The sequence below is a fragment of the Exiguobacterium antarcticum DSM 14480 genome, assembly GCF_000685865.1.
In the GTDB taxonomy this organism is placed as follows: Bacteria; Bacillota; Bacilli; order Exiguobacteriales; family Exiguobacteriaceae; genus Exiguobacterium_A; species Exiguobacterium_A antarcticum.
In genome coordinates this window covers 424,006-443,969 of the sequence record NZ_JMKS01000003.1, presented here as the reverse complement: position 1 = coordinate 443,969, position 19,964 = coordinate 424,006, and the positions used below count along the sequence as shown (strand labels likewise).

Sequence of the window (19,964 nt, the reverse complement as noted above, 5' to 3'; positions counted from 1 at the left end):
GATCAAAAGATGAAAATTGTAGGAGGACTGTTCGTGGATTTACTTCGTAACAAATGGTTTAAAGCATTGCTTTGGATTCTGACTATTTTTCTAGTGATTTGGGTCGGAACAAAAATCTCATTTTTATTCCAACCGATTAAAGTCATGCTCGCCTTGATTTTCCCGCCGTTAATCATCGCCGGAATTTTTTATTACTTTACGCTTGGCATCGTCGACATGCTTCAAAAGCGCGTTAAAAAACGGGGGCTCGCCGTTTTGATCGTCCTACTTGGGTTTCTTGGCGTCATCACGATTGTGGTCGCCTCACTCGGACCGATTCTCGTCGAGCAAGTTACGGATTTTGTGACAAGCATTCCGAATCTAGTCGTCGAACTTCGGGACCAGACACTGAATCTACGGGATCAATTGATGAACAATCGTTTCATCTCGAACTGGGTCCATGAGAATACCGATTTATTTGATAAATGGACGAATGAAGCGACGTCTTACATCGGCACATTGTTCAAATCGGTCTCGACGTCTGTCGGAACGATTTTTGGCGTCATCTCCTCAACCGTTCTGATCATCGTTCTTGTTCCGTTCATCCTTGTCTATATGTTGCTGGATGGCTACAAATTTCCGGATTCCATCGTCAAGCTATTACCAAAAAATTATGAGACCGAAACACGAAAAATTCTTCATGATATGCACATCACGGTTAAACATTATGTGAATGGTCAAGTCATCGTCTCGTTATGTGTCGGACTGATGTCGCTGATCGGATTTTTCATCGCTGATATTCAATATGCGTTGTTGCTTGCCCTGTTCTGTACGGTCACGAACATCATTCCGTATCTTGGACCATATATTGGTGCTGTTCCGGCCGTCATCGTCGGATTCATCGATGATCCGATCAAAGCGCTGTATGCGCTCGTCACGATTGTCGTCGCGCAACAGATTGAATCGAATCTGATTTCTCCGTACGTTCAAGGGAAAACCTTGAAAGTTCATCCGTTGACAATCATCATCGTCCTGCTCGTTGCCGGAAAAATCGCCGGAATCATCGGTGTCATTCTAGCCGTGCCGACGTATGCCGTCACCAAAGTCGTTGTCCAAAACATCGCCCGGATTTATCAGCTGCGGCAACAGAAATTTGATTTACAGACCGACGAATCCTCTATCATCATCGATTCGAAAAAATAGAAAAAGGAAGCCCTCTGTTGATACGAAAAGCAGAGGGTTTGTGCTTTGTCACGGAGAGGGATATGGTAAGAAGATAAGTTTTCACAACTTCGACTCATTTTAGTTTATAAATTGATTGGAATCTTTTTTATAATGGTTATAATGTAGAGTAGAGAACGAAAGATAGATGAAAATGAAATCTTTGGACGTAAGGGGTAGAGCGCATGCATATCGTAGTTGTCGGTTTAAATAATAAGACGGCGCCTGTATCAATCCGCGAACAAGTCTCATTTGGGGAACATGAGATGAAAGGGGCGGTCGTTGCGCTACGTGACGAAAAAAGCATTTTCGAAAGCGTCATCGTCTCGACGTGCAATCGGACGGAATTATATGTCGTCACGGATCAACCGCATACAGGTCGTTATTATACAAAACGTTTTCTTGCGAACTGGTTTGGGTTGACGATGGAAGAGTTGGAACCGTATCTGTTCATTCATGAAGGTTTCGACGCCATGAAACACCTGTTCCGAGTAACGAGTGGTCTGGATTCAATGATCGTCGGTGAAACACAGATTCTGGGTCAAGTAAAAACAAGTTTCTTTACGGCGCAAAAACTCGAAACGACAGGAACGGTCTTCAACAAATTGTTTAAAGAAGCCGTCACGCTTGCGAAACGAGCGCACGCTGAAACAGGAATCGGAGAAAATGCGGTGTCGGTCAGTGCAGCTGCCGTGACGTTAGCAGAACAGTTACTTGGTTCACTTGAAGATAAGTCGATTGTCGTCATCGGTGCAGGTGAGACCGGTGAGTTGACGACCCTCAATCTATACGAGGCCGGGGCACGTGATATCACTGTGTTTAACCGGACACTCGCAAAAGCCGAAGAAGTGGCGAATCGTTTCGAAGGATCAGCACATTCAATTAATGAAATGCAATGCGGTCTGCTTCGGGCTGACATCGTTATTTCTTCAACCGGAGCGAAGCGGGCAATCATCAAACGTGAAGATATTGCTGCTGCACAATTGTTCCGGAGTGATCGTCCATTCTTGTTGATTGATATCGCGGTACCACGTGACATCGAGCCGACAGCAGGTGACCTGCCTGGTGTTCATTTGTATGACGTCGATGATTTAACATCAATCGTCCAACAAAACATGGCAGAGCGGATGAAAGAGGCAGCAAAAATCGAACGACGGATTGAAGCAGCAATCGCAGAATTCGAAGGCTGGCTCACAACGCTTGGTGTCGTCCCGATCATCACGGAACTACGTGATCAGTCGCTCAAAATCCAACAAGAGACGATGCAAAGCTTGGAGCGGAAGTTGCCCAACATGACGAACCGTGAAAAAACCGTCATCGGAAAACACATGAAGTCGATCATCAATCAATTGCTTCGGGAACCATTGTCGTACATCAAAGATGCAGCGGCAAAACCGGATGCCGAGCAACGGATTGCGCAATTCATGGATACGTTTGCCTTAGACGAGGAGTTATTTGACGGAGCGGCGGAAGAAGCCGTTTTACAAGAAGAAACGCCAGTCGAACGGAAAGCTGTGAACCGATGAACATAAAGCGAATTGTGTTACAATAGAAAAGCATGGGGCGGACTTGTGCCGCCCCTTTATTATTGTACAGGGGGATTTCAGCATGCGAAAAATCATAGTAGGTTCACGTAGTTCGAAACTCGCGATGACACAAACGAAATGGGTCATCGAGCAACTGAAACAAGCGGGTGCACCATACGAATTCGAAATCAAGAACATCATCACGAAGGGTGACCGCATCCTTGACGTGACATTGTCTAAAGTCGGTGGTAAAGGATTGTTCGTCAAAGAGATCGAACAACAGATGATCGACGAAGAAATCGATTTTGCCGTCCACAGCATGAAGGATCTCCCGTCGGAGTTACCGGCAGGCTTGATCATCGGCGCAACACCGGCACGTGTCGACGCACGAGATGCGTTGATTACAACGACGGGCGGTGGACTCGCATCACTTCCTGAAGGAGCAATCGTCGGGACAAGCAGTCTGCGACGTGGTTCTCAGTTATTGAAGTTACGTCCGGATTTGAAGATCGAATCAATCCGTGGAAATATCGATACGCGTCTTGAGAAATTAAAGACGGGACCGTTTGACGGTATCTTATTAGCGGCCGCCGGATTACAGCGTATGGGCTGGTCGGACGAAATCGTCTCCGAGTACATCTCAACCGATGATATGATTCCGGCTGTCGGACAAGGGATTTTAGCGATTGAATGCCGGGAGCAGGATCAAGAAGTGCGCGATTTACTGAATCTGATTCATGATCAGATGACGGAAAAAGTAGCATTTGCGGAACGCTCATTCCTGTCTGCGATCGAAGGCAGTTGTCACGTGCCGGTCGGTGGATTTGCGACAATCAACGAGGACTTATCGACGACCCTTGTCGGATTCCTTGGTTCAGTCGACGGGCAACAAATTTTGCTTGAGCGGGAAACGTCACTTGATCCGATGCAACTCGGTCAAATCGTCGCCACGCGTCTGCTTGATGCGGGTGGTCGTGAGATTCTTGCTTCCTTGCCGGATGACTTCTAAGCAACTTGTCTTGACGGGAAGCCGAGGGCCAACTGCTGAACAAGTGGATCGATTACAGGCAGAAAACATCGACGTCATCCATCATCCGGTCATCGAGACGATTCCGGTTGCCTTTCAGTTACCACCACACCTGGATTGGTTAATCGTGACAAGTCCGACCGGAGTCGAACGAATTACGTCACACCTGGATCAACTGCAGCAGACGAAAATTGCGGTCGTAGGGTCTAAGACGGCAGCTGCTTTAATAAAGAGTGGACGTACACCTGACTTTGTCCCGTCGGCCTTCACGGGAGACGTCTTAGTGGAAGAATTATGTCCATTCCTTAGGTCGGGACAACGAATTTGTTTTGCCCGAGGGAATCGGGCACGCCAAGAGCCACTCGAACACTTAAGAAAACAAGTCGAAGTTGATGTGCTGGAGGTCGTCACGTATGAAACGAAGTTACGGGCGATGCCACCTGAGCTTCTCCGACATGCTACGTATATTGGGTTACAAAGTCCTTCAGCTGTCGAAGCACTGGCACCACTTCGTAAGCAGACAGAAGCGATCTATGTGACGATCGGACCGATCACGGAGCAAGCTGCTCACCGATTCGGATTGACACCACGACTCGTCGCGCAGACGTTTACGCTCGACGGGCTGATTGACTGTATTTTAGAGGAGGAACTGTTATGAATACATTAGAATTCGCACGCCATCGCCGGTTACGCAATACGGCGTCATTGCGCTCACTTGTCCGGGAAAATCATCTGCATAAATCCGATTTGATTTACCCGTTGTTTATCGCTGAAGGTGAAAACATCAAACGAGAAGTCAGTTCGATGCCTGGTGTGTTTAACTTGTCACTCGACCACCTGGAAACAGAAATCAAGGAAGTCGTTTCACTGGGTATTGAATCCGTCATCTTGTTTGGCGTTCCGCACGACCATCTAAAAGACGAGCAGGGGACAGGCGCTTTTCATGATCATGGGATCGTCCAAGAAGCGACACGCCTCGTCAAAAAGATTGCTCCGCAATTGACGGTCATCGCAGATACTTGTTTATGTGAATACACATCAACCGGGCACTGTGGGATTGTCACGGACGGTACGGTCGATAACGATGCGTCATTGCCGCTTCATGTCCAAACAGCCGTCTCGCAAGCACGTGCCGGTGCAGATGTCATCGCACCGTCGTCGATGATGGACGGATTCGTCGCCGCGATTCGTCAAGGACTGGACGAGAATGGGTTTAGCCACATCCCGGTCATGAGTTATGGTGTCAAGTATGCTTCTGCTTATTATGGACCGTTCCGCGATGCAGCAAATTCTGCACCGGGGGAAGGGGACCGGAAAGGTTATCAAATGGATCCTGCGAACCGCCGGGAAGCATTCCGTGAGGCCACATCTGATGTCGAGCAAGGCGCAGACTTCATGATCGTCAAACCAGCACTGGCCTTCATGGATATCATCCGTGATGTCCGGGAGCGGATTGAGCTACCGATTGTCGCCTATAACGTTTCCGGTGAATATGCAATGGTCAAAGCCGCTGCGTTAAACGGTTGGATTGATGAAGAACGGATCGTCATGGAAACGATGCTTGGTTTTAAACGCGCTGGTGCGGATCTCATCATTACGTATTTCGCAAAAGACATCTGTCGTTACTTGGAGGGAACAACATGAGCTTGATTAATCAAAACTCAAAATCAAAGGCGGCGTTTGAACGCGCCTTGCCACTGATGCCAGGCGGCGTCAACAGTCCGGTCCGTGCCTACAAATCAGTTGGTATGACACCGATTTTTGCAGAACGCGCACAAGGTTCAAGACTGTACGATATCGATGGGAAGGAATACATCGATTACGTCTTGTCGTGGGGACCAATGATTCTTGGACATGCCGATCCAATCGTGACGGCAGCGATCCAGGAACAGGCGACACGTGGTTGGAGTTATGGTACGCCAACTGAAATCGAATCGGCGATGGCAGAAGTCGTCATCAGCCGTGTCCCATCGGTCGAAGTCGTCCGGATGGTCAACTCGGGGACAGAAGCGACGATGGCGGCGCTGCGTCTGGCACGGGGGTATACGGGAAAAACAAAGATCTTGAAGTTTGAAGGCTGTTACCACGGGCACGGAGATTCATTGTTGATCAAGGCAGGTTCAGGCGTCGCGACGCTTGGACTTCCCGACTCACCAGGTGTTCCGGCACAAATTGCTAGCATGACGTTGACGGTTCCATATAATGATATGGATGCGGTCCGGATTGCTTTTGAAAAACATGGAGATGATATCGCTGGAGTCATCGTGGAACCGGCAGCGGGCAACATGGGCTTTGTCCCGCCGCAGCCTGGTTTCCTCGAAGGACTGCGAGACATCACGGAACAGTACGGTACCCTGTTGATTTTTGATGAAGTCATGACCGGTTTCCGTGTCGGCTTCCACTGTGCCCAAGGGTACTTCGGTGTCACACCGGATATTACGTGTCTTGGTAAAGTCATCGGCGGCGGAATGCCAGTCGGTGCTTACGGCGGACGTCGTGACATCATGGAACAGATTGCGCCGCAAGGTCCGATCTACCAGGCCGGTACGTTATCCGGGAACCCACTCGCGATGACAGCCGGTCTTGCGACATTGACACAACTCAAACCGGAACATTATGAAGAGTTTGACCGGAAAGCAGGGCGTCTCGCAGCAGGATATGAGCAGGCGGCCGCCAAATACAACATTCCGTTGACGACGAACCGGGCAGGTGCGATGTTCGGAGTCTTCTTCACGGATCAACCGGTGACGAACTTCGAGCAAGCGAAATCATCCAATCTCGAGATGTTCCGTTCGTATTATCAAAAAATGGCGGCACGCGGCATCTTCTTGCCACCGTCACAATTTGAAGGTCTTTTCTTGTCGACAGTCCATACGGATGAGGACATTGATCAGACGATTGCAGCAGTCGAGCTGACGTTCAAGGAACTGAAGCTTGAATTTAACCGTTAAGCAGTTCTTGACGAGTCACTGACGTCTCGGATAAAATAAGGAAAGAATAATTTGGAAACAGCGTTGACGGGAAGAGTAGTCAATCAACGGACTGTAGGAGAGAACACATCCATTGGCTGAGAGATGTGACAGGACGTCCTGACGAAGGTCACCCCACGAGCTGGTCTCGTAAGCAAAAGCAAGCGAGATCCGGATTGCCGCACGTTACGCGGTCTAGAGGGCACTCTGTTTTTAGAGTGAACTAAGGTGGTACCGCGGAAGAGCAACGGCTTCTTTCGTCCTTAGATGAGGACGAAAGAAGCCGTTTTTATTATGGATTAAAGGAGCGATTTAGATGCAGGAATTATCAATGCCAACGAAATATGATCCGCAGGCGACAGAAGAAAAATGGTACGACTTTTGGATGAAAGGTGAATATTTCAAAGCCGATCAAGATCCGGAAAAAGCACCGTACACGATTGTCATCCCCCCACCAAACGTCACCGGGAAATTGCACCTCGGTCACGCCTGGGATACGACACTCCAAGATATGTTGACGCGAATGAAACGGATGCAAGGGTTTGACGTCTTGTACCTGCCGGGGATGGACCACGCGGGAATCGCGACACAAGCGAAAGTCGAACAAAAGCTTCGGGCAGAGGGGAAATCACGTCTCGAGATGGGACGCGAAAAATTCCTTGAGCAATCGTGGGCCTGGAAAGAAGAATATGCGTCGACGATCCGCGAACAATGGTCGAAGCTTGGTCTAGGACTCGATTACTCACGCGAACGGTTCACACTCGATGAAGGTTTGTCGGAAGCAGTACAAGAAGTATTCGTTAAGTTATACGAAAAAGGTCTGATCTATCGCGGCGAATATATCGTCAACTGGGACCCGGCGACGAAAACAGCAATTTCCGACATCGAAGTCATCTATAAAGACATCGAAGGGGCGTTTTATCACTTCAGTTATCCGTTGACGGATGGATCCGGTCACGTCGAACTGGCGACGACACGTCCGGAGACGATGCTTGGGGATACGGCGATTGCCGTCAATCCGAAGGACGAACGATATGCACACCTGGTCGGTAAAACGATCACGTTGCCAATCGTCGGACGGGAAATTCCGATTGTTGCCGATGAGTACGTCGATATGGAGTTTGGGACAGGGGTCGTTAAAATCACACCAGCACACGATCCAAATGACTTTGAAGTCGGGAACCGTCATGAATTACCACGTGTCCTCGTCATGAACGAAGACGGAACGATGAACGAAAACGCGGGTAAATACGAAGGTCTGGACCGATTCGAATGTCGCAAGCAGATCGTCGAAGATCTGAAAGAGTCATGTGTTTTGATTAAGGTCGAACCGCATCTGCATTCCGTCGGTCACTCTGAGCGGTCGGATGCCATCGTCGAACCTTACTTGTCGCTCCAATGGTTCGTCAAAATGGAACCACTCGCAGAAAAAGCACTGCAAGAGCAACAAGGCGAAGACAAAATCAACTTCATTCCACAACGTTTTGAAAACACATATGTCCGCTGGATGGAAAACATCCGGGACTGGTGTGTCAGCCGTCAACTCTGGTGGGGTCACCGGATTCCGGCTTGGTACCATAAAGAAACAGGCGAAGTATACGTCGGCAAGGAAGCACCGGCTGACATCGGAAACTGGGAACAGGATAATGATGTCCTCGACACATGGTTCTCTTCTGCGCTCTGGCCGTTCTCGACGATGGGCTGGCCGAACGAAGGGTCTGCTGATTATCAGAAGTACTTCCCGACGTCGACACTCGTCACAGGTTACGACATCATCGCCTTCTGGGTCTCACGAATGATCTTCCAATCGTATGAATTCACAGGCGAACGTCCATTCAACGATGTCTTGATTCATGGGTTGATTCGCGACTCGGAAGGACGGAAGATGTCGAAATCACTAGGGAACGGGATTGATCCGATGGATGTCATTGAAAAATATGGCGCCGATTCGCTCCGCTGGTTCTTGACGACAGGCTCGACGCCGGGGAATGATTTACGTTTCTACTGGGAAAAAATCGAGGCGACATGGAATTTCTCGAATAAATTATGGAACGCCAGCCGTTTTGCGTTGATGAACATGGATGGATTGACGTACGAACAAATCGATTTGACCGGTGAAAAATCACTGGCCGATCAATGGATCCTGACGCGTCTGAACACGACGATTGACGATGTGACGCGCTTATCGGATAAATATGAGTTCGGTGAAGCCGGTCGTGTCCTCTATCACTTCATCTGGGAAGATTTCTGTAACTGGTACATCGAGATGGCGAAGTTACCGTTAAACGGTGAGGACGAAGCAGCGAAGCTGACGACACGTTCGATTCTTGCGTATACGCTCGATCAAATCATGCGTCTGATGCATCCGTTCATGCCGTTCATCACAGAAGAAATTTGGCAACACTTACCGCATGAAGGCGAAACCGTCACACGTGCCGCTTGGCCGACACGGAACGATGCACTCGACTTCCCGAAAGCTGTTCCGGCATTCGAAGCCGTTCAGAACGTCATCCGTTCAGTCCGGAACATCCGGGCAGAGGTCAACGCACCGATGTCGAAACAAATTCAGTTGATGATCTCAACGAGTGACGATCAAGTCCAGCATGATTTAGAAACAAATCTGTCGTACTTGAAAAAGTTCACGAATGCGTCGGAGTTGCTCGTCGAACGGAATATGACAGCACCGGAAAAAGCGATGAGTGCGATCGTGACGGGAGCCGAATTGTTCATTCCGCTAGCTGACTTGATCAACATCGAAGAAGAAATCGCCCGTCTGAACAAAGAACTCGTCAAATATACAAAAGAAGTCGAACGGGTCGAGAAAAAACTCAACAACCCTGGCTTCGTCGGGAAAGCACCGGCACACGTCATTGAAGAAGAACAAGCAAAAGCACAAGACTATAAAGAAAAACGGGCGGCAGTCGAAGTCCGGATCAGCGAACTCGCAAAATAATCTTAACAGTGGCTCAAGTTTTCTTGAGTCACTTTTTTTGAAGGAGTGAATCAAACGTGAGAACACGGGAAGATGTGCTCGAATGGTTATCGGCATTACTGGCATTTGGTATTAAACCGGGACTGAGCAGAATGCAAGCCTTGTTAACAGAATTACAGATTGATCCCGATACGATTCCGACAGTTCATGTCGCGGGCACAAACGGGAAAGGATCGACGGTCGCCTTCTTACGCGAGATGGGAGTGGCGGAAGGACTTCAGGTCGGGACGTTTACTTCCCCCTATATTATTCAATTCGAAGAACGAATCATGTTAAACGGCGTCCCGATCAGTGAAGCGGATCTTGTCAAAGCCGCCATCGCCGTGCAAGCAGCGATCATAAACTTAGAGCCGACGATTGGGACTGTAACAGAATTCGAAGCGTTGACGGCACTTGCCTTTTATCATTTTGATCGGATTCGTCCTGATTTCGTGATTTATGAAGTTGGACTCGGTGGTTTGTACGATTCGACGAATGTCCTGAAACAACCGAAAGCGGCCATTATCACGTCAATCGGACATGATCATCAAGCAATTCTCGGAGATACGCTCCAAGAGATTGCGTTACAGAAGTTTGGCATCATCAAACAAGGAACGAACGTCATTGCGGGTAAACTGCAAGAAGAATTGACGGTGCCGTTGATGGCCTATTGTGGCGATCGACAAGCGACTTTAACGTGGAGCCAGGAAGTGATTCGTGACTACCAGTTGAATGCGACGGGGACGTGGGCGACCTATGAAGGGATTCCCGAGACACGACTCGGGCTTGAAGGTGTTCATCAAGTCCACAATGCGGCGAACGCCGTCATCTGTGCGAAACAACTGGGCTGGTCGAAGACGGCGATCCGGCGTGGGCTACGTAATGCGACACATCCAGGGCGGTTTGAAATCATCTCGCGTCGACCACGGATTGTCTTGGATGGTGCCCATAATCCGGAAGGTGTCACGGCACTCGTCGAGCGATTGAAGGAAGAAACGAAGCCGGTCATCGTGTTGTGTTCGATCTTGCGGGATAAAGACCGGGAAGCAATGCTCAACCAGTTGCGGGAAGTGACACCAGACATCTATGAGACGACGTTTGATTTTCCACGGGCGCGGACGTTAGAAGAACTAACCGCGGACGGGGCAAATGTGATAGAACTCGAACATTTTTTCAAACAGGTGGATACAGCGGATCACACGCTGGCCGTCACGGGATCGCTCTATTTCATCAGTACGGTCCGCGCATTACTAAAGGAGCAGTCTTTTACAAAAAAGGGGAAACAGTAAAAGTCCTTGTATACTAAAGGTGGGGTAATATAGTCCTAGATTTTATGATCTTATGACGAGGAGACGATTGAAATGAAGCGTTGGGTACGTCTGTTTTTAGTCAGTCTATTGATCTTTACCAGTATTACGTATATACAACCACCACATACAAAAGCTGCAACTGGAGAGAAGTTTAGGATTCTGGAAGTGCGGGATGCCTGGTCGGCGACGAACCGGATTGATCCGAGTACAGTAGTGAATTCGATGTTGACGGGTCTTGACAAAAATCAGTTCGAGATCAAGATGATGACAGTCAAAGAATTGAATGCATCGCGTTTTCCTTTAGACGGTGCATTTGATGCGATTGTGTTTGATCCGTCTGCCTTTTCAGGAACAGACCGCTATTCGATGACAATCTCGGATACGAAAAAAAATCATAATACGAATAAAATCGAAAATGATATTACAAAGCTGAAGGCGAATGAAATCTATGGTGCTTATATCCAAAAAGGATTACCGGTCTTTTTACATCAGGATGTTTTGGCGCAGACGTCAAGTAATTTTAATGCAGTCTTTAAAGGTATCCCTACGTATACCGATATGACGGCGGTCATAACAAAATTGAAGGTACAAAAAATCATTCGTCCCCGTCTCGAACGTGTCTCTGTTCAGCAACAGGGAACGGCATTGACCGGAGTTGATAAAGCGACAACAGCTGTTCCGAACGTACCAATTGATTTCACGTATACGACGAGCGTGGACAATACGAATCAGCTCGCACAATTGTATATTGATTTTGACAGCAACGATCAATTTGAAGAGTCAGAAAAAGTCGATGAGAAACCGGCAGGGAAAACCGGCACGCTAAGCTATAACTTTGACGCGCCAAGTTACACCGGTCCGCGGAACTGGATGATTCGTGTATCAAGCAGTGACGGTTTGACCGATTATAAAACCGGCAGCTTTTTGATGAAGGATCAGGTCGCGGAAGCGAAGATCCTTCAAGTGACGCGAACGGGTACGACTGGATCGATCAATGGATTCATGAATACGGGAACGTTACTGAAGCAAGATGGTTTTTATGACTTTAACGTCGAAGTCATCACAGCAGATGTATTCAATAAAACGTATCCGTCTAAAAATTTAAATACGGCGTACGATATGCTGATCTTCGGGTTCCAAGATTCGTATGGAGCGGCATCGCTGAGCGATGATGCCTCAAATGCAATCCTTGGGTTTACGAACACGGGGCAAGGATTGATGTTGTCTCATGATACGATTTTCCGCCCGAGTCAATCGGCAAGCCCTGAACTGTTTTGGGAAAAGAAGTTTGCTGGACTGGCGGGGCAAAAAAACTTTACGAATATGGGATACGGTGCGCCTCGAACGTCAGGGCAAGCGGTTAAACAAAATGAGGGTGTCATGACTTCATATCCGTTTACATTAGGAAACGATGTCAAAATCGCAACGACGCATAATCAATATTTTGGACTTGATCTTGAACAACCAGATTTAATCCCGTGGTACAACATTCGTGAAAATAGTGTTGCCGATTCCAACCAGTCAGCTGGACGAACAATTGGTGACGCCCGAAATCATTATTATATGTATACAAAAGGGAATGTCACGTATTCTGGTGCAGGGCATACTACGACATTCAACCAACAACAAGAAAAAGAATTGTTCTCGAATACGATGTATCGTGCCTTCATTGGAGCGAATCACAAACCGCTCCTTAAAAATATCTTGCCGGACAGCCAAGCAAGTTATTTAGACAATGAACCGCTGACGATTTCGTATAAAGTCAATGATTATGATTTACGTGACCGACAACTGAAGACCCGAATCTATATTGATGATGAAAAGGTATATGAGAACGATAAATTAAAGAATAATTCATTTGTCAGTGAAACGTTTAATGGAAAACTGGCAGGAAAAACATCTGCGAAAATTCGAATCGAGGCAGAAGACCAGCGTGGTGCTAAAACGGTGGAAGAGCGGACGATCCAAGTCGTCCAACCGTCTGCATCCTCTCCCTTCACATTATCCCGTTCGATTGATCCCGCGACGATCCCGCAAGGAGAAACGGCAGATATCACGTATACGATTCGAACAAGCCCGATGTCTCAAAAAGATGCCATCGGAAACAATGGGTATATCATGGGTCAATTCTCTGTCACGATGGAAGATATCCTGTTTAGCGAAAACTTCCCGACAAATGTCGAGGTCGTCTCAACGACTGGACTCGGTAACGTGAAGATTGTGAATCAAACATTAACGGGTGATGTTCCGGATATCGAATACGACGAAGCCATCGCAGGTGTTCAAAAAGGACTCTGGATCGCAAAACCGTCCGAGTTGACCTTTACTGTAAAAGTCCGGGCGAAGGATGCGGCTGGGGTTCACGTGTTTGATAAAAAAGATAATACGATGAGTTCGACGAAAACCGTTTATCGTGACAAGAAAAATGGGGTCGATAAATCAAAATCAGTTGTAAACGACACACAAGCTTTCCCGACACTCGGGTATGCTTTATCGACACGATATGCGACGGAGGCAAAAATTCCAGCGGTTCGGATCGATATCAATACTCCTTCGTATAAAGTATTACCGGAAATCAGCCCAGCTGGTAGTCAATACGGAACGTTAAGATGGTCGATTGAAGATTCGAATATAGCTTCGATTAATCAAGAAGGGATCATCATCCCGAAAAAAATCGGCACGACGGATATTAAATTGATCGTTCCGGTCGCAAACGGACGTGAGTTGGTGACGACCTCGAAGCTGACAGTGAATGACGTGTTTGGTGGATTGATTGTCCGCGATGTACCAAGCGTTTTGTATGTCGGTCAGACGAAGTCGATGACCGGTGACGCCATCATGTTATCGGGAACCGATGCTCCGATCAAATGGATCGTTACAAATGATACACTGGCGCAGGCAAAAGGACTTGATCAGGAATCGTTAACATTGACAGGACTCAAACCTGGCATAATGACGGTCAAAGCCGTTGTTCCAGCGTCAACTGGAACGGCGACGTATTTAGCACAATCTCAAGTCTATACGATTGAAGTCAAGGTACCGGAACTGTCTGTCAGCCCAAGTAATCTTGAACTATGGGCCGGGACGACACAAAACGTGACTGCATCGTTCGCGCCAGACATTCGTTTGCCGTATGTCCTCTCAAAAGTCAGTGATGCGATTGAATTGATAGAGACCAATACAGGATATACCGTCAAAGGAATCAAAGGCACACCGGCGGGACCAGTAGATGCGCTGTTACAGTTAAAAGATTTCCCGGATACACGCGCCATTACGAAAATTAACGTGCGGGAAAACCCAGTGACCTTGACGGCAAACGATTTGACGATGACGTTACAGGATGATCAAAAACGTCCACTCCTCAACTGGTTACCCATCACGACAACAGAACGTTTCTATCGTTTGGAAGTTTTACAAGGGAAAGAATACGTCAAGACGGATGCGACCGCTCAGACCTTAAAAGCACTTCGACCAGGCGTCGCACGAATTAAAGTCACGGCATTAAAAGAAAATAAAGACATCTTTGAAGTAATCAAAGAAGGAACGACGGAGAAACAGCCGTTGACGACGACGTTTAAAGTGACGATTTCATCTGAAGGATCGACAGGAGAAAGTGATACCGATGTGTATTAAAAAGGAGCAAGCGACGTGACACGAAAAAAAATCATGATCGTCGTTCTCCTGTTCTTGATTGGAATCGGAGCAACGACGTATCTGTTAGTCGATTATCGAAATCAACAAACGTTTGAAGACAGCCTAACGTCCAAAAGTCCAAAAGTATTGGAACAAGCCGTCGAAGACGTCAGTTTGTCGACGAAAGATCGTAATCGATACATTCGACAGTTTCAAGAGTCACTCGAATACGATAAAGCACTTGTTTTGCTAAATCGGGCAAGTGCTAAAAATCAACAAAATTGGTTTTATGTCGCTCAGTTCGCGCCAACCGATATCGTCAAACAATGGTTAGGGGCAGGGGCTTCAACAAAACAAGTGAATGCGAACAAACAAAATGTCCTACATGTCGCAACGAGCATCAATCGTTCTGTTGATGCCTATGCGTTACTCGTCAAACAAGCTTCCAAAAGTCAGTTGAATCAACTGGATCGATTTGGTCATACACCGCTTTATTATGCGACAGTCGACCAAAATCAAGAAGCAATCGAGCTGCTCCTTGCGGCGGGTGCTGAACCGGACAAGGGAACCGATCCACCGATTTATGAGACGGTTAAACAAAACCGGACAGACTTGTATCAATTGTTAGAAATAAGTGGGGCATCAGTGAGTCAAAAACAAGTAAAGAAATTAGCAACAGCCTATGGAGCACAATCATTTCAGTAACCAAAAACACGACACCCTCATGTTCAAGGATGTCGTGTTTTTGTATGTCATGGAAGTCGTTTTGGTGTTTCGACATAGAGCTGGACGGCACGGCTGAGTGGTAGCATCGCCGTTGGATTTTGAAGCACACTGGCATCATAGGTCAAACGAAGCCGTGACTTTTCCGCATCTGCTGCCTGTTTCGTTTTCATTAAGGTTTCGAGTGCACGAACGTCTTGCGGGAAACTGTTTTCCGGTAAATCGAGTGTACCCCGGTACGCATTGACTTCAAGACTGCCTTTTGTGAAAATGCCACCTTGCAGATTCATCGTCGAACCGACGGAATAAATCCGATTCAGTTTTGTATCATCACTGTATAAAAAAGCACTCATGTCAGGTTTTGTAGTCTGTGGTGTTGAAAATTTATTGACCCGGTTAATCGTCAGACTCCCCTTACTGAGTAAAATCAACGTGTTTTGACTGGTCGAACTCGTAATGCCTTGGATATTCGCATCGTCAAGACGACTTGTCCCGGTTGAAAACATCGTCGTCGCAAAACTGACATTGCCCCGAATCAATAAATTACCAAGGACGATGATGGGACGTTTGATTTCGAGAGGCTGATCAATCGGATTGAGCGAAGAAATCGTCAAGTTGCCATCGATGATGAGCGGTTCAGTCGATGCTTTGACGATGTCGTCCGTAATCGTCACCGTATTGTTTTCTGTCGGAGCAGGTCGAATCAGTTGTTTATCCGTGCTGAGTTCATTTAAAAATGGTCCTGTCAAAATCGCTTGTTCGATGGGTTGAGTGCGTAAATACGTTGCTACTGTCGCAAGTGGTGTCGTACTCGGAATGTCTAAAAAATCGTTTAAGGCAAACTCGAAATCAAATGGAACTAATGATTCTTTGGTAGCAATCAAATCAGTTTTGACTGTCGGATCAAACACCGAGCTGTCACACGTGATGAAGTCACGACAAGTTAGTAACGGCTGATCCTTTGGTTGAAACACTTTAACCTGACCATCAATATAGGACCGGGCATTTTTATCAGTGTAGGTACCTGTTGCGCCATTATAAATGAAATTTGGACTTGCTGAGACTTGCAACGGATTACGTGAGAAGACATTTCCCTGAATGCGTGGCGCGCCATTTAGAATCACCTGGTTATCGGAACCTAAAATGTAATAAAGAAAACTGGGAATCGCCGATAGGTAGACACGTTGGGAATACGTTTTTCGGACGGTCGGTTGGTCACCTTTTGTTTCTTCCACTTGGGCGGTCAAATCAAATGCCTTGACCCGGACATTCGAGGCGGCTTCATTTAATTCAACGGTGACATTGGGGGCTGACGTTGCCAGTGGTAAAATGATTCGATTTTTCGGATCGGCAAACAGTTCCTTGGAAGAACTGGACGGATTAATGCCGTCGGTCGTCGCGACGATTTGCTGCAAGGCGGCGATTGCTTGGTTCAATTCACTTTGTGTCGCTGATTCGACTTCGATGTTCGTCCCACGAATTTCTGTCAGTCGTGTGGATTGAAGACTGATTCCAATCGTCGCGACTGCCAGCACGGATAGAACGGTCAGTGTGACCAATACAAATAATAAGGTATAACCTTCTTCGGATTTTCGCATAAGTCATCCTTTCTGCCTTAGAAGCCAATCGTACTCGTAAGTGTCTGTGTTTCTTCTTGATCGTTGGACTGAATGGTCAACGTGATCGTTAAGATACCGTGGACCACATAGACACCGGGGTAATCCCCTGTCGTAATCGTGACCGTTTCCGGACGTGACAGGGTAAACGCTTTTTGCATGCTCGTCTGCTCATTGATGATTTCGACTGGACTGTTATAAATCAAGGTCGTTTGTTCTGTTTGTTTATCGTCGAATTTATATGTAACAGGCTCGACCACATCTTCTTGATTCGCGTTATACGGGACGAAGCCAGCCGACCGTTCAAGTAAGCCGGTTGTTTGACTGAGACTTGGCAACGTTTTTTTGTAGAATGCGAGTTTGTTTGCTTGGTCGATCCGGATGGCATCAAACCCTGTGATTTCATTTAATATCAAACCAACCGAGCTGTCTGCTTCGCTCCGCAATTCACTGATGATACCGGTTGCTTGAAAACTTTTTGTCCCGGAGATGAATACCGTCAAAATGACGGCACTGAAAATAGCAGCAATGACGATGGCGACAAGCAGCTCGACGAGCGAAAATCCATCATTTCGTTGAGGGAAAACTTTGATTAAGCGTCGCATTGGTGATCGATCCTTTCAAAGACGTAATCGGCTCCGGTTGTCCGTCCGGATAGACATAAATATACAGATCAAGCAGATTTGGATCGTTTTCACCATTAATCTTATGAGGCGTGACACTGAACTTCACATCGAACGGTAGATTATTTATTTCAGCATCGTTGAAGATTGAGTCGCAAATAGCCGATACACCACATGACGGCGTGTTCGGCGTCGGTATTTCAAAAGTACCATTCTGATAAATCGTTTGTTGTGCTTGTTCCTTCAAATCATCAAAAACAAACGGGCCGGATTCTGTCTCGATGGCTTCTCGCTCGATGTAGGAGGCGGCATTCTTCGCTAAGTAATTGGCAAACGTCAATTCGGTACTATCCCGTGACGCTGCAAGGGACTGTGAAAAGATACTGATTAAAGATACGGAAATAATCGATAAAATCGTAATGCTGACTAACACTTCAATTAACGAAAACCCATCTTGCTTGTCTTGCATGGACTCACCTCGTGTCTGAATCAATAGGATGTCTGAACTAGAAAATGAAAAACGGTATGTATTCACACATGAAGAAAGTATTTGTCAGGTAGGACTTATGTTTCATCATAATATTCATTATAATGGAAATACTAGACACCTGAAATGGTTATTTCATACGGAAAGGAAACAGATGATGATAAATTTAAAACGTTTTGCTGTACATACGTTGTTGTTAGTCGCCTTAATTGCCTTAATCTATGTTCCTTCGTTTGCCTTGATTTCCTTTACCGGAAAAGCAACAGTCGCTGAAAACTTTTCGGAGACGGCCCGAATCGGTTCTGTACCGGTCAGTGGTTTGACACGTAAAGAAGCAAAACCGAAAGTCCAAGAAGCGGTTACCTCTTGGTCGAAAAAAACACCGTTGACGGTCGGGACGGGGGAAGAGACGTTACCGATCCCAACCGAGCTAGTGACGTTTAAGATTGAGGACTCGATTAAAGCAGCGTCCTTAAAAAAGGGCGGCGCGTTGCAAGTGATCGTCGATGAAGCGGCGACGGAAGCTTATTTAGCCACACAACCGATTACATATACAGACGAGCAAATCAAGACATTCAAGACCTGGTTAATCAAAACAAGTGAAAAACTTGAGGAAAGTAATTTTGATCCGGCAGAGACGGCAGCGGCCATCGATCCGGCAGGAGAAGTCGTCTCAAGTGTCACGTTCATGACCCGCTCAGCAGCGGAAGAACAAATGATTGATGCGATGGCGCAAGTTGATATCAAGGCTGGACAATTGATGAATGTCAAGACGTATGGGATGGACCCTGTCGCCGCGTCGTACATCGGAAGTAAACTGTACGAATTGTTTGCGAAAACACCATTTGAGATCGTCGAACGGATGCCACATGCCCAACTGCCGGACGATCTGACACTAGGGTACGACGTCAAGATTGATGATAAAACGGATTTTGCTGTCCGGAACACACAAGCCGTCAACTACCAAGTCATCGCAACGAAAAATGGCAGTGATGTCACACTTGAACTACGTGGGACACCATTCAAAGAGACGGTCACTGCTGTGCTCGAAGCAGAAAAAATGATTCCGTACCGCACGATTACCCGGTATTCGGCGACGTTATCTGCTGGAACGAGCAGTGATACCCAATCAGGCGCCGAAGGGAAATCGATTGAATTGTATCGCGTTACGAAATCCAATCAAGGAGAAGTCAAACAGTTGCTGGCACTCGACTTTTACTCGGCAACGCCAGCCATCGTCACGAAGAGTAGCCAAGAAGAATTACCGCCTGTCGTGACACCGCCACCGGCTGACGATCCCGTCGACGATTCGACGGATAGTACGACGGAAGAGGACACGACACCAAATTCCGATGGGATGACAGATGATTCAACGGATGGAACAACAAACGATGGAACAACGAATGATGGGACAACGACACCAGACACGCCAACGACGCCGGATCAACCGACGGCACCGGATACACCAGACGCGCCGACGACCGGGGACCCGGCGTCACCAGTCGAAGATGATTCGACGGAAGGCGCTGTTGGTTGATACTAGAAGAAAAGAGGGATGGCTATGAATTGGACGGATCTAGCGATTGAGCTGGGTATCATCATTGGTCTCGCAACAATCATTTGTGGGTTGATGTTTGCGATTCAAATTCCGTTTGTCGCGACGACATTGACGAAAGTAATTTTGTCATTAACCGCGTTGCTATTAGTGGTTGCGCTTTATTTATTAGTGAAGTTCGACTGGATGACGAATCCGTTTGTCATCGCAGGATATGTGATGACGATTTTAATCGTCACAGCGATTACGAGTGCCGTTGATGAAAAAAAACAGCAGTTGACGCCACTTGACGAAGAAGAAACATGGCATGCGGAAGGATGACGA

At 47.2% G+C, this 19,964-nt stretch carries 15 protein-coding genes; 12 read left to right on the top strand and 3 right to left on the bottom strand.

From position 1 onward, the window contains the following. Nucleotides 1–9 precede the first annotated feature (9 nt). From P404_RS0103320 to P404_RS0103275, 10 genes are all read left to right on the top strand, one after another. Nucleotides 10–1,182: an AI-2E family transporter gene (locus P404_RS0103320; RefSeq protein WP_051004090.1), complete on the top strand. Its 1,173-nt coding sequence runs from the start codon at nucleotides 10–12 to the stop codon at nucleotides 1,180–1,182. A gap of 203 nt (nucleotides 1,183–1,385) precedes the next feature. Beyond that, complete coding sequence (hemA, locus tag P404_RS0103315; RefSeq protein WP_014970931.1) at nucleotides 1,386–2,726, top strand: glutamyl-tRNA reductase; 1,341 nt, start codon at nucleotides 1,386–1,388, stop codon at nucleotides 2,724–2,726. Between the two features lie 82 nt (nucleotides 2,727–2,808). After that, on the top strand, nucleotides 2,809–3,735 hold the full coding sequence (hemC, locus tag P404_RS0103310) for a hydroxymethylbilane synthase (protein ID WP_014970930.1): 927 nt from the start codon (nucleotides 2,809–2,811) through the stop codon (nucleotides 3,733–3,735). Continuing rightward, nucleotides 3,725–4,411 carry a uroporphyrinogen-III synthase gene (locus P404_RS0103305; RefSeq protein WP_026829960.1) on the top strand — a complete coding sequence of 229 codons (687 nt, stop codon included), beginning with the start codon at nucleotides 3,725–3,727 and terminating at the stop codon, nucleotides 4,409–4,411. Before hemC ends, P404_RS0103305 begins: the two co-directional genes overlap by 11 nt. Continuing rightward, nucleotides 4,408–5,397 (top strand): porphobilinogen synthase, encoded by a 990-nt coding sequence (hemB, locus tag P404_RS0103300; protein WP_014970928.1) that lies wholly within the window; start codon nucleotides 4,408–4,410, stop codon nucleotides 5,395–5,397. The genes P404_RS0103305 and hemB overlap by 4 nt, the downstream gene beginning before the upstream one ends. After that, nucleotides 5,394–6,704, top strand: a complete 1,311-nt coding sequence (gene hemL / locus P404_RS0103295) for a glutamate-1-semialdehyde 2,1-aminomutase (RefSeq protein ID WP_026829959.1) — start codon at nucleotides 5,394–5,396, stop codon at nucleotides 6,702–6,704. The genes hemB and hemL overlap by 4 nt, the downstream gene beginning before the upstream one ends. Nucleotides 6,705–7,038: 334 nt before the next feature. Further along, nucleotides 7,039–9,675 (top strand): valine--tRNA ligase, encoded by a 2,637-nt coding sequence (locus P404_RS0103290; protein ID WP_026829958.1) that lies wholly within the window; start codon nucleotides 7,039–7,041, stop codon nucleotides 9,673–9,675. 56 nt (nucleotides 9,676–9,731) lie between these two features. Beyond that, nucleotides 9,732–10,982, top strand: a complete 1,251-nt coding sequence (locus tag P404_RS0103285) for a bifunctional folylpolyglutamate synthase/dihydrofolate synthase (protein ID WP_026829957.1) — start codon at nucleotides 9,732–9,734, stop codon at nucleotides 10,980–10,982. 72 nt (nucleotides 10,983–11,054) lie between these two features. Continuing rightward, nucleotides 11,055–14,636, top strand: coding sequence for a DUF5057 domain-containing protein (locus P404_RS0103280; protein ID WP_026829956.1), 3,582 nt, complete (start codon nucleotides 11,055–11,057; stop codon nucleotides 14,634–14,636). Nucleotides 14,637–14,651: 15 nt separating this feature from the next. Then, complete coding sequence (locus P404_RS0103275) at nucleotides 14,652–15,341, top strand: ankyrin repeat domain-containing protein (protein ID WP_014970923.1); 690 nt, start codon at nucleotides 14,652–14,654, stop codon at nucleotides 15,339–15,341. A 47-nt stretch (nucleotides 15,342–15,388) separates the two neighbouring features. Here the strand turns inward: P404_RS0103275 and P404_RS0103270 are convergent, their stop codons facing one another. From P404_RS0103270 to P404_RS0103260, 3 genes are read right to left on the bottom strand one after another with little or no spacing between them, the layout of a single operon-like run. After that, entirely contained in the window at nucleotides 15,389–16,957 is a 1,569-nt protein-coding gene (locus tag P404_RS0103270) for a type II secretion system protein (protein WP_014970922.1), read from the bottom strand. Nucleotides 16,958–16,974: 17 nt separating this feature from the next. Beyond that, nucleotides 16,975–17,580 carry a PilW family protein gene (locus P404_RS0103265; RefSeq protein ID WP_026829955.1) on the bottom strand — a complete coding sequence of 202 codons (606 nt, stop codon included), beginning with the start codon at nucleotides 17,578–17,580 and terminating at the stop codon, nucleotides 16,975–16,977. Further along, nucleotides 17,543–18,067, bottom strand: a complete 525-nt coding sequence (locus P404_RS0103260) for a prepilin-type N-terminal cleavage/methylation domain-containing protein (RefSeq protein ID WP_014970920.1) — start codon at nucleotides 18,065–18,067, stop codon at nucleotides 17,543–17,545. Before P404_RS0103260 ends, P404_RS0103265 begins: the two co-directional genes overlap by 38 nt. Before the next feature lie 175 nt (nucleotides 18,068–18,242). On the opposite strand from P404_RS0103260, the gene P404_RS0103255 reads away from it, so the two are divergent. Further along, complete coding sequence (locus tag P404_RS0103255) at nucleotides 18,243–19,622, top strand: VanW family protein (protein ID WP_026829954.1); 1,380 nt, start codon at nucleotides 18,243–18,245, stop codon at nucleotides 19,620–19,622. A 24-nt stretch (nucleotides 19,623–19,646) separates the two neighbouring features. Then, nucleotides 19,647–19,961, top strand: coding sequence for a hypothetical protein (locus P404_RS0103250; RefSeq protein ID WP_014970918.1), 315 nt, complete (start codon nucleotides 19,647–19,649; stop codon nucleotides 19,959–19,961). The last annotated feature ends 3 nt before the right edge of the window (nucleotides 19,962–19,964 follow it).

Coding starts and splice junctions, on each gene's coding strand:
- P404_RS0103320 (WP_051004090.1), top strand. CDS start 10: ATGAAAATTGTAGGAGGACTGTTCGTGGATTTACTTCGTAACAAATGG.
- hemA (WP_014970931.1), top strand. CDS start 1,386: ATGCATATCGTAGTTGTCGGTTTAAATAATAAGACGGCGCCTGTATCA.
- hemC (WP_014970930.1), top strand. CDS start 2,809: ATGCGAAAAATCATAGTAGGTTCACGTAGTTCGAAACTCGCGATGACA.
- P404_RS0103305 (WP_026829960.1), top strand. CDS start 3,725: ATGACTTCTAAGCAACTTGTCTTGACGGGAAGCCGAGGGCCAACTGCT.
- hemB (WP_014970928.1), top strand. CDS start 4,408: ATGAATACATTAGAATTCGCACGCCATCGCCGGTTACGCAATACGGCG.
- hemL (WP_026829959.1), top strand. CDS start 5,394: ATGAGCTTGATTAATCAAAACTCAAAATCAAAGGCGGCGTTTGAACGC.
- P404_RS0103290 (WP_026829958.1), top strand. CDS start 7,039: ATGCAGGAATTATCAATGCCAACGAAATATGATCCGCAGGCGACAGAA.
- P404_RS0103280 (WP_026829956.1), top strand. CDS start 11,055: ATGAAGCGTTGGGTACGTCTGTTTTTAGTCAGTCTATTGATCTTTACC.
- P404_RS0103270 (WP_014970922.1), bottom strand. CDS start 16,957: ATGCGAAAATCCGAAGAAGGTTATACCTTATTATTTGTATTGGTCACA.
- P404_RS0103265 (WP_026829955.1), bottom strand. CDS start 17,580: ATGCGACGCTTAATCAAAGTTTTCCCTCAACGAAATGATGGATTTTCG.
- P404_RS0103260 (WP_014970920.1), bottom strand. CDS start 18,067: ATGCAAGACAAGCAAGATGGGTTTTCGTTAATTGAAGTGTTAGTCAGC.
- P404_RS0103255 (WP_026829954.1), top strand. CDS start 18,243: ATGATAAATTTAAAACGTTTTGCTGTACATACGTTGTTGTTAGTCGCC.
- P404_RS0103250 (WP_014970918.1), top strand. CDS start 19,647: ATGAATTGGACGGATCTAGCGATTGAGCTGGGTATCATCATTGGTCTC.